General features: G+C 61.4%; 18 protein-coding genes. 1 reads left to right on the top strand and 17 read right to left on the bottom strand.

The window, feature by feature from the left end; genetic code table 11:
• The coding region (locus BLW21_RS20555; RefSeq protein WP_175471075.1) for a DUF1376 domain-containing protein at positions 1–1,033 on the bottom strand (1,033 nt) is incomplete at its 3' end.
• A 231-nt stretch (positions 1,034–1,264) separates the two neighbouring features.
• Between BLW21_RS20555 and BLW21_RS21405 the strand changes: the two genes are divergently transcribed.
• On the top strand, positions 1,265–1,456 hold the full coding sequence (locus BLW21_RS21405) for a ribbon-helix-helix domain-containing protein (RefSeq protein ID WP_139255369.1): 192 nt from the start codon (positions 1,265–1,267) through the stop codon (positions 1,454–1,456).
• A 21-nt stretch (positions 1,457–1,477) separates the two neighbouring features.
• Here BLW21_RS21405 and BLW21_RS20560 read toward each other — a convergent pair whose 3' ends face one another.
• The 16 genes from BLW21_RS20560 to BLW21_RS21685 all read right to left on the bottom strand — a co-directional run.
• Complete coding sequence (locus tag BLW21_RS20560; RefSeq protein WP_092743938.1) at positions 1,478–1,777, bottom strand: dUTP diphosphatase; 300 nt, start codon at positions 1,775–1,777, stop codon at positions 1,478–1,480.
• Positions 1,778–1,956: 179 nt separating this feature from the next.
• The gene (locus tag BLW21_RS20565; RefSeq protein ID WP_092743940.1) at positions 1,957–2,679 is read right to left on the bottom strand and encodes a hypothetical protein; all 723 of its coding nucleotides are present in this window, start codon (positions 2,677–2,679) and stop codon (positions 1,957–1,959) included.
• Between the two features lie 6 nt (positions 2,680–2,685).
• A complete protein-coding gene (locus BLW21_RS20570; RefSeq protein ID WP_092743942.1) occupies positions 2,686–2,886 on the bottom strand; it encodes a hypothetical protein in 201 nt (66 codons plus the stop codon).
• On the bottom strand, positions 2,876–3,127 hold the full coding sequence (locus tag BLW21_RS20575; protein WP_092743944.1) for a hypothetical protein: 252 nt from the start codon (positions 3,125–3,127) through the stop codon (positions 2,876–2,878). The genes BLW21_RS20570 and BLW21_RS20575 overlap by 11 nt, the downstream gene beginning before the upstream one ends.
• On the bottom strand, positions 3,124–3,783 hold the full coding sequence (locus BLW21_RS20580) for a hypothetical protein (RefSeq protein WP_092743946.1): 660 nt from the start codon (positions 3,781–3,783) through the stop codon (positions 3,124–3,126). The genes BLW21_RS20575 and BLW21_RS20580 overlap by 4 nt, the downstream gene beginning before the upstream one ends.
• A 27-nt stretch (positions 3,784–3,810) precedes the next feature.
• Complete coding sequence (locus BLW21_RS20585) at positions 3,811–4,116, bottom strand: hypothetical protein (RefSeq protein WP_092743948.1); 306 nt, start codon at positions 4,114–4,116, stop codon at positions 3,811–3,813.
• Positions 4,117–4,345: 229 nt separating this feature from the next.
• The gene (locus BLW21_RS20595; RefSeq protein WP_092743952.1) at positions 4,346–4,969 is read right to left on the bottom strand and encodes a hypothetical protein; all 624 of its coding nucleotides are present in this window, start codon (positions 4,967–4,969) and stop codon (positions 4,346–4,348) included.
• A 93-nt stretch (positions 4,970–5,062) separates the two neighbouring features.
• The gene (locus tag BLW21_RS20600) at positions 5,063–5,431 is read right to left on the bottom strand and encodes a hypothetical protein (RefSeq protein ID WP_092743954.1); all 369 of its coding nucleotides are present in this window, start codon (positions 5,429–5,431) and stop codon (positions 5,063–5,065) included.
• Between the two features lie 12 nt (positions 5,432–5,443).
• Positions 5,444–5,614 (bottom strand): hypothetical protein, encoded by a 171-nt coding sequence (locus tag BLW21_RS21680; RefSeq protein ID WP_175471076.1) that lies wholly within the window; start codon positions 5,612–5,614, stop codon positions 5,444–5,446.
• Positions 5,611–5,874, bottom strand: coding sequence for a hypothetical protein (locus tag BLW21_RS20605; protein WP_092743956.1), 264 nt, complete (start codon positions 5,872–5,874; stop codon positions 5,611–5,613). The genes BLW21_RS21680 and BLW21_RS20605 overlap by 4 nt, the downstream gene beginning before the upstream one ends.
• Positions 5,874–6,320: a hypothetical protein gene (locus tag BLW21_RS20610; protein ID WP_092743958.1), complete on the bottom strand. Its 447-nt coding sequence runs from the start codon at positions 6,318–6,320 to the stop codon at positions 5,874–5,876. The genes BLW21_RS20605 and BLW21_RS20610 overlap by 1 nt, the downstream gene beginning before the upstream one ends.
• Positions 6,321–6,324: 4 nt before the next feature.
• On the bottom strand, positions 6,325–6,804 hold the full coding sequence (locus BLW21_RS20615; protein ID WP_139255370.1) for a hypothetical protein: 480 nt from the start codon (positions 6,802–6,804) through the stop codon (positions 6,325–6,327).
• 4 nt (positions 6,805–6,808) lie between these two features.
• Complete coding sequence (locus BLW21_RS20620; RefSeq protein WP_139255371.1) at positions 6,809–7,066, bottom strand: hypothetical protein; 258 nt, start codon at positions 7,064–7,066, stop codon at positions 6,809–6,811.
• 89 nt (positions 7,067–7,155) lie between these two features.
• Positions 7,156–7,422, bottom strand: coding sequence for a hypothetical protein (locus BLW21_RS20625; protein ID WP_092743964.1), 267 nt, complete (start codon positions 7,420–7,422; stop codon positions 7,156–7,158).
• Positions 7,423–7,465: 43 nt separating this feature from the next.
• A complete protein-coding gene (locus BLW21_RS20630) occupies positions 7,466–7,732 on the bottom strand; it encodes a hypothetical protein (protein ID WP_092743966.1) in 267 nt (88 codons plus the stop codon).
• On the bottom strand, positions 7,732–7,967 hold a 236-nt coding region (locus BLW21_RS21685), incomplete at its 5' end, for a hypothetical protein (RefSeq protein WP_217633897.1). The genes BLW21_RS21685 and BLW21_RS20630, both read right to left, overlap by 1 nt.

Genomic DNA, 7,967 nt, shown 5'->3' on the forward strand with positions numbered 1-7,967 from the left:
GGGCGTTGGAGTAAGGGTTTTCCGGATGGGCCAGCGACACGATGGTGGCACTTGGCCAGTGGTTGAGGTAGCTGGCCGCCTTCATGCGGTCGTGGCTCTGGTCGTGCACCCCGTCGATGTAGATGACCTGGCCGGGGGTTTCCTTGCCGGGCTTGGGTAGCAGGTGCTTCGGAGTGGGGTGCGACGGCAGGGTGGCGCCGCCGGGCTGGGCTTTGAGTAGCGGGCCGTTTTTGCTCTGGTTGTTGAGGTAGTTGCGAATCCAGCCGTTCCACTGGGCAATCGTGCGGCTGATGTTGGCGTCTTCGGCGGCGGCCAGCGCCTGCTTGCGATAATGCCCGAAGTCGATTCCCTCGTACCCCTGCCGTTCGCAGATGACTTGAAAGGCGCCGGGCTTGGTGAGCGGGCCTTCCGACCAGTGCTGTTCATCAGCCGGGTCGGTCAAGGCCACGGCCCGCGCACTGTTCGTTGCAGTCGTCTGGCTTTTAGGGGTTGGTTTCTCTCCTTCAATCTGCCCGGCCGACGACGCCCCTTCGTCTTCGTAAGAAGACTGCTTAGCTTGGCTTATCTTAGTTGAACTTTCGTTGGCCGTTTTTTCAACGGTCGTTGGATTTATTTCAACGACCGTTGGATTTTCGTTGGCCTTTCGTTGCCGCTTCGCTGCCTCGGCTTCGCGGGCGGCTTTATCGGCGGCCCGGCGTTCGGCAGATTTGCGGCCGTTCTCGGCGTTCTTCTCGCTCAGTTCGCGCTGCTTGGCGGCCTCTGCCAACAGGCGCGGGTTGTAACGGTAAGCCCCGCATTCGGATAGGGGGAACTTCTCCAGTAATACTTCACCACTCACCTCCCATTCGGCGGGGCTCATTTCGGCCATGCGGCGCACCCGGTCTGGATTGACAGGCAGGGTGCCGGGCATATCAGCCCCCCAGGCGTAGGCTAGTAGGCCAATGTATGCCCCCCGCTCGGCAAGGCTCATCTGCTTGACGGCCTGCGAGGCCAGCCAGTCAGAGGCATTGAAGTAGAAGGAATATGCTTTCATGTTTATCACAAGTAAGGCCGCCCGCCCCACCCGACACGGTGTAGCTAAGGCGGCCTTTGTGAATGGCTTGCCGGCCATTAAGGTCTTTGCAAGGCTGGTGTCGCAGCCTGTTACTCGTCGGCGGCCCCGGCAAGGGCGGTGCTTCTGATTGCGTATTACAAACATACGCAAGTGTAATACAAAAGGCAACAGATAGCGCGGAATAATTTCGCTTGTGTACCTTCGTGCTCTATGGCAAAGGCAAAGGCACCCTTCCCGGTCCGGCTCTCTGATGAGTTGCGGGCCAAACTTGACGCGCTGGCAAAGCAGGAGCGGCGGCGTCCTTCGGAGCTGGTACGCCTGCTGATTGAGGATGCAGTAGCCGCTCACGAAGCCGCTAACGGGCCCCTCTCACCCGCTCCCCCAGCCCCACCAGCCACGTAGGCGGCGGGGCTGGGGTGGGTGCTACTTCCCACTGCTGCCGAAGCTACCGGCCCCTCGGGGGCTGTCGTTCAGCGAATCGACCTGCTCAAAACGCACCTCGGGCACCCGCTGGAATTGGATTTGCCCGATACGGTCGCCTGCCTTGTAGGTGCGGGGGCTGCCGACGTGCGTAGCTACTAAGAACCGGGCCTGCCATTCACCCCGGTAGCCGGCATCTATCACACCTACGCTGTTGCTGAGCGTCATATCAGTGTTGCAAATACTGCTACGGGGGTAGAATTTGGCCTGCCAGCCCTCGGGTATCTCGGTGGCGAAGCCCAGCCCGTACTTTTGCCCAGCCGGGGCCTAGCTCGCAGGTAGCGGCGTACACATCGTAGCAGGCATCAGTCGGGTGGGCGCGGGTGGGCAGCTTCGCGTCAGGGTGTAGCAGTTGGATTTTGATGGTTTGCATGATTCAGGGAAGTAAGGATTAGGAGGAATGACCGTAGCTGATGCTGGGCTTAGTAGGCCTCATGACTTACCAGCTCACCCCGGCTCTGCAGTTCCTTTTGCAGTGCGTTCAGCTCCTTTACCTCCAGCGGCTTGAGCGGCTTGCTGCTGCTGAGTAGATGGTCGCGGCGCTGGTGCAGGCGCTCGGTGCTGGCATCCGGTATGGAGGCCACCGGGCGGGCCGGGCCGGCGGCCACGGGCGAAAGCGCTGGGCTCGTTGGGGTTGGGCCTGTTGGGGCTGGCGTGGCAACAAGGGCGGGCTTGCTGACCGGGGCGCTGGCGGGTTTCACGGTGGCCTTCACGATGGGCAGCGCTGGCAGCGTGGCAGTGCCGAGTGGCCAGAGCACCAGGCCGGCGTGTTCTACTGGCTCAGGGAGTAGCGGGAACTGAGCGCTGTTGCGGTCTTCGGGTATACCGGCATCCGTGAGCACGGCCGTTACCAGGGCCTTGTTGATGAAATACCGACTGCCCGGCGTGGCCTTGCCGGCTTTGGCTTTCTTGTGGCGCAACTCGCGCGAATCCGCTTCGGGTGCCGCGTGGCCAAACAGGGCGTACCAGTGGCCGGTATCGGCATCCTTAGCCAGGGTGGCCAGCGTTTCGGCGGGGCCATGCTGCTGCATGAAGGAAGCCGAGAAACTAATGGTGCCCGAGCCACGGGAGACGGTGGCCATGCGCGGGGCCTCGGCAGTGTTGCGGACGCCACGAATGGCGGGGGTGATGAAGGTGAGGTTCATAGGTCGTTAGTCGTCTAGTCGAATGAAGCTGCCGAATGCCAGCAGCCGGGTGATGTGGTCTTCGGTGGTGGCCACAGCGGGCCGCCAATCGGTTTCTTCGGGTCGGCGGCGGGCTAGTAGCGGCCCGCCGCCTTGGCTTTTAGGGGCTGTTGTCAGCCGGTAGTGCAGCCCGTCGGTTGTGCAGTAGTAGCAGGCATCAGGCAGCATGGCGGGCGTGCTTGTCGCGGATATCGGAAAGCCACCACCACACATCGAAGGCGGCTTTCGACCACGGCCCGCAATCGGTTTCCATGTGCTCTTTGGCCAGGTGCTGGCAAAGGCTACCGATAAGCATCTTGCGGGAAGGCAGCCGGGGCAACGGCAGGCTCTTTACCCGGGGCTTCTTGCCGGAACTGCCGAACGGGTGCTTGAGGCCACCGGGGCGGCCATAGTAGCCGGGGCGGCTCATTGGGCGGGGGGCTTGCGGAACTCTGCGCATTCAGCCAGCGCAGTCTTAAAGCGTTCGTCGGGTTGCAGGTCGGGATACCGTTCCCACACGGCCTTAATGGCGGCCCCGTCGCGTAGTTCTTGCATGGCGGCCTCAAACTCGCCGGCCATTGGGGCTACTACTTCAGCCACGGTGCCCACATCGGCCATTTCCTCCGATGGGGTAGCTTCATACCCGGCGGCCTTCATCAGCCAGCCCAGCGTTAGCCGGTAGGCCTTGCCCACGGCGCGGGTTTGGGCCATTGAGCAGATGGCGTAGTCGGCAAAGCTCCTTTTCGTGTGCTCCCGGTTTGAGCAGGTGGCAAAGCCCCGGCCTACTACTTGCCCCGTATGCACGTTGTGCAGGGTAATAGTGGCCTGCCATTTGATTTCCGTCCCTTCGCTCTTGTCCTCAATGGATTCAAGCATCGGAGACAAGCCCAAGAGCGTGCCGGCGAACTGCCAGGCCTCTACGTTCGGGAATTGCTTACCCTGAATGGTGCTCGTTAGGCTGTTGGCGGCCACGAACTTTTGTAGCTCGGTGGCCAGTGTTAGCGCATCGTCAGCATTGCCCAGGGATAGGTTGCTGACAGCCGTAGCCTTCACGGCGCGGGCTACTTTGGTGGTTGGTTCTGCCATCGTTCTGGTTCGTTGAATCGTGAGAGACTACCACCCCCGCGCCGTGTCCACCGGCATCGGCGCCTCGAATCGGTCGGCGGTCGTGTAGGTCTTCACGGTAGCCGGGTGCAACCCCACCGGCTCGGGAGCCATCCGTTCAGCGCGGGCGTCGCCCCCGGGGCCGGAGAGGGTGGCGCAGCCGGTGAGCAGCCAGAGCGGTAGCAGGATGGACAGGAAGATGACCAGCCACCGCGTCAGCCACCGAGACAGGGGCTCGTTGTCCTCCTGGGCTTTTTGCAGGTAGTAGGCAGGTAGTGGTGGGTTGGGGTTGGTCGGGCGCGGGGAAGTCTTCATGGTTTCGGGGAATTAAGAATGGTTTTGGCCTGATTGAGTGCAGCGCTTTGGCCTTCGTGGGACTCTAGTATTGGCAGCACTGTGGCCACCATGTAGCGGTAGCTATGCGCAGCGACGTTGTATTGGCACCGCATGTCACCATCTGGCTGGCAGGTAATCACCACGAAGTATTTGCGGGTCAGCAGCCGCCAAATGGCAAGCGCGCGAGCTTTGAGAAACAGGCCCCGCTTCATACCCCCGCCCCCGTTACACCCGACGGCCCGGCGCACACCCCGCACCCGATACAGGAGGAATCCCCAGCGGCGCAGGTATCGGCGTTCAGCACGTTGCGGGTGTTGCCGCCGTGGCTGGGAGGGGGAAGGGCGACGATGCCGGGGGCGGGTGGGGCAACGAAAGCCAGCACCGCTGAAAGCTTCGTGTGCATTTCGCGGGCGTAATCCAGCCACGTATCGGCATAGGCTTTGATGAACTTGCCGCGCACCTGCTTAGCCCCCGGCCCCTCTTCGTCGCACAGTGCGTCTATTTCTGCGCGCTGCATCTCCCATGTCTTCAAGCGGATGTCGTAGCCGTTGAGGAGCCCCAGCGTGGTAAGGCCGGCCGCGTGCAACCGCTCGTTCACACCCGCCCCCGCAGCAGCCCCAGCGGCGGGCGTGGCGGCGCGCAGGTGCTGGAGCAGCTGAGCAGCCAGGGCTTCGGCGTGGGCGCTCAGCGTCCCGTTGGCGGCCTCAATGCGTACCGTTAGGCGGTTTACCATGTAGCCGGCCGCCGGTTCGCCCCTCAGTGCTGCGCCGGGCTGTACCGTGAACAGGAGCGTTCCTTCGCGGTACCAGGTGTTCTCTTTGTAGTCTTCCATTATCGTAAGTCGTTAAGAGTGTTTAGCGTATGGTCAGTACACAAGGCCGGTCTTTTGGTAGGCCCTGGGGTGGTTGGGGGGTGGGTGGGCATCTTAGGCGGCAGCAGTGCCACCGTGCCGAGCGGCCAACCTGTTCAGCCGCCGCCGGGCGCTCAGGTCTTCCCGCCAGCCGTAGTTGTATTGCAGGTCATAGGTGAAGTCGTAGGACTCCGACCGGGTAAGGCTATGCGACATCTGCACGGTTTCCGTAGCCGGGTCGTAGCTGTCTACCCGCAAGTGGGCGCGCTTCACTTGAATGCCGAAGCCGGTATCGACGGTCTTCTCCAAAATGAAGGGCCGGAAGTCCTCCACGTCGGTTCGATTAGCGGGCACGGTGGCCTGACAGGTGTAGACTTCTTCGTGGTAATCGGGGCGGCTACGCAGTTCCAGCGTCAGCCGTAGTGTTACTTGTTTGGTATCCATCGTGTCAATCAATTACTTAGTGGCTACTCGCTGCCGGACGCGTTCCGATAGCTGGGATAAGGGGCAGATGATGCGGCTCAGGCTGGGCACCTTGACCGGGGCAGCAAAGGCAGCAGCGCGGGCGGCAATAGTGGCTTTCATAGCCGCTGCCATTGGCGTGTCGAGGGTGTGGTAGTTCTTCATGCGGCTTCGGCTACATAGCTGACGTGGTAGGCAGGTACCGGCTCGTCGGTTGCCGGCGGGTAGCGGCTGATGGCGTCCTGCATGGCTTCCTTTTCAGCGTTCAGGCGGGCTTCCAGCGCATCAAGGCAGCGGTAAGCGGCAGTCGGCAGGCAGGCTTCTTCGGCCGCCATAGCGGCCTGTAGTTCGGCGCGCACCTGGCGCAGGGCACACACGCGGCCGGCGGCTTTGGCGTACTGGTAGGAGAGGCTGGTCGTATTCATCAGGCAGCAGTTGAAGTAGTGGTGTCTAAGTCGCAGGCTTTGTAATCGGCGGCCATTTCGCGGGCCTCGTATTTGTCGCGCCGGGTGGTGGTCAGGCGGCGGTAATGACCGAGCGCGAGGACCAGCTTGGACCAGGATTCGGGGCCGGTGGTGTTGTCGAGCCAGCGCTCCAGCTTGTCGAGTTCTTCGTCGCTATACAGCTCGTTGGTGGCTATCAGGTTGCCGGGTTGTAGTTGGGCCCAAAGCAGGTCTTCCAATAGGAGCCGGACACCGACCAACTCGCAGCGGGGTTGCCGCCCGTGGCGCAAATCGCTTATCACTAAGGCGACGGTATAGCGGCGGTCGTATTCGCTACCCTTCACTCCTTTCGGACACAGGGCCTGGGCTTCCCAGAGGGCGAACACGGTGCCGGTCTGGTAGAGCAGGTGGTGTAGCGGGCTGGGCATGGCATCAGGCGGTTACTGTTGCAGGCTGAATCCCTTCCCCTCTCTTCCAGTGGTCTAGGCTGCCTTGTGGTCGCCAGCCGCCCAAGTAGCGCGAAACAGCCTCTAGACGCTTCATGTACTGGTAGGCTTCTTTGCCTGGGTCGCTGCTATGCTTCTTTCTTAGGTGAGCCTTCCGCTCCGTCTCCGGCTTTGTATACCACTCGTTCACCTCAGTATACTTGCGCTTCAGGTCGCGCCAGCAGTCCACGTAAGGCGTCCACATGGGCAGGATGGCAGGCAGTTCAGGAAGGCGGGCTTCCAGTTCGGGGAACTTCTCCAGCATCCGAATGCAGCGGCCCAAGTCGCCCATATCGTATGGGATATCGAACCCGTAGCGCGGGGCGGGGCGGCCGTTCAAGGCCAGTATAATCGTAATGCTGCTGGTGCCGGTATCGCTTCCGGTGATCCAATCGACGTATTTACCTTCCATTACAGTATTGTTCAAAGGGTTATCGGGCTACTTGCAGCCCCTGGGTCCGGGCGGCTTCTACTTCGGCCAGCACCACCGGCACTTCTTGCAGGTAGCGGGGTTCGGCGGCGGCTACTCCCCACAGCAGGGTTTCGACGGCGTGCCAGGGAGCGGCTAACAGGACTTTCCAGGAGTAGCGGCGGCGTACTTCCTCCGTCTCAATCGGACAGGCGGCTTCCTCCTGGGTGAGCCACATAAGCTGCGGCGGGGCCTGGAGTTGGGGTTGTGGGTGTAGCATGGTATCTTTGCAGGGCTTGATTGAGTGTTTGTTTCCATTGGGGCCCCGGCTGTTAGCGCAGCCGGGGCTTTGTGTGTGGGGTGGTAGGGTTATAGCTGACTGAGTTCCTTTTCTAGGTCTTTAATCAGATGTTGATACTTGTCTATCAGTGCTTTGATTAGCTGGCGGCCCTGATCGGCATCTGGGTGTTCGCTGCTTTCATTCACACCGATAGTTGTAATCGGGGCCGGATAATGATTTTCCTCCCCCTGTATCACCACGACTACTTTCGGGTTGCCCAGTTTTGCAATCCTGCGCTCGTGCTTATCAATGGTTTCGATGATGGTGTTGGCTCGGGTCAAGGCTTCTCGTTTCATGGCTTCAGTAGTTAGTAGTGGCTGTTGTGGCTGGGGTGGTGGGTTAGTGCCGGGCGCGGGCCTTTTTTAGTGCCTTCTCCATAAGCCGGTTAATAAGCCCCAGGCGGTCGTGGTGGGCTTCCAGTCGGACTCTTGCGGATTGACACCCCCAGTTGTGCGTGTAGTGCTGGGGGCAGCCGGCGACTCGGGGATCTGCCCTGATCAGCGCGGCGTTGGTCGTTTGCTGGAGCAGCAGCCAGATGCGCCGCTGCTGCTCCAGCAGGTCGCCAAGGCTTTTCTTGCTGGCGACCCTGCCGAAGAGCGTAAGCATTAGGCGAGAATTGATACAAGGCCATCTGCCAGCACCAGCAGGCCCGCCGCTGCCATGTCGCTGGCCATTGCCTGCTCGGCGTTTGGGAGGTTCGCATACTTCACATTGCCGCCGTTGCGGATTAGAAAGTCGAGCAGGAAGTATTCGGCGGGATGGTTGGCAGTAGTCATGGCGTGCGTTGCTGAGGGTAGAGTGAATCGGTCAATGGCCCGGGCTTCGGGCGTTGCGGGTGTGG

Source organism: Hymenobacter psychrophilus (assembly GCF_900107135.1).
Lineage (GTDB): Bacteria > Bacteroidota > Bacteroidia > Cytophagales > Hymenobacteraceae > Hymenobacter > Hymenobacter psychrophilus.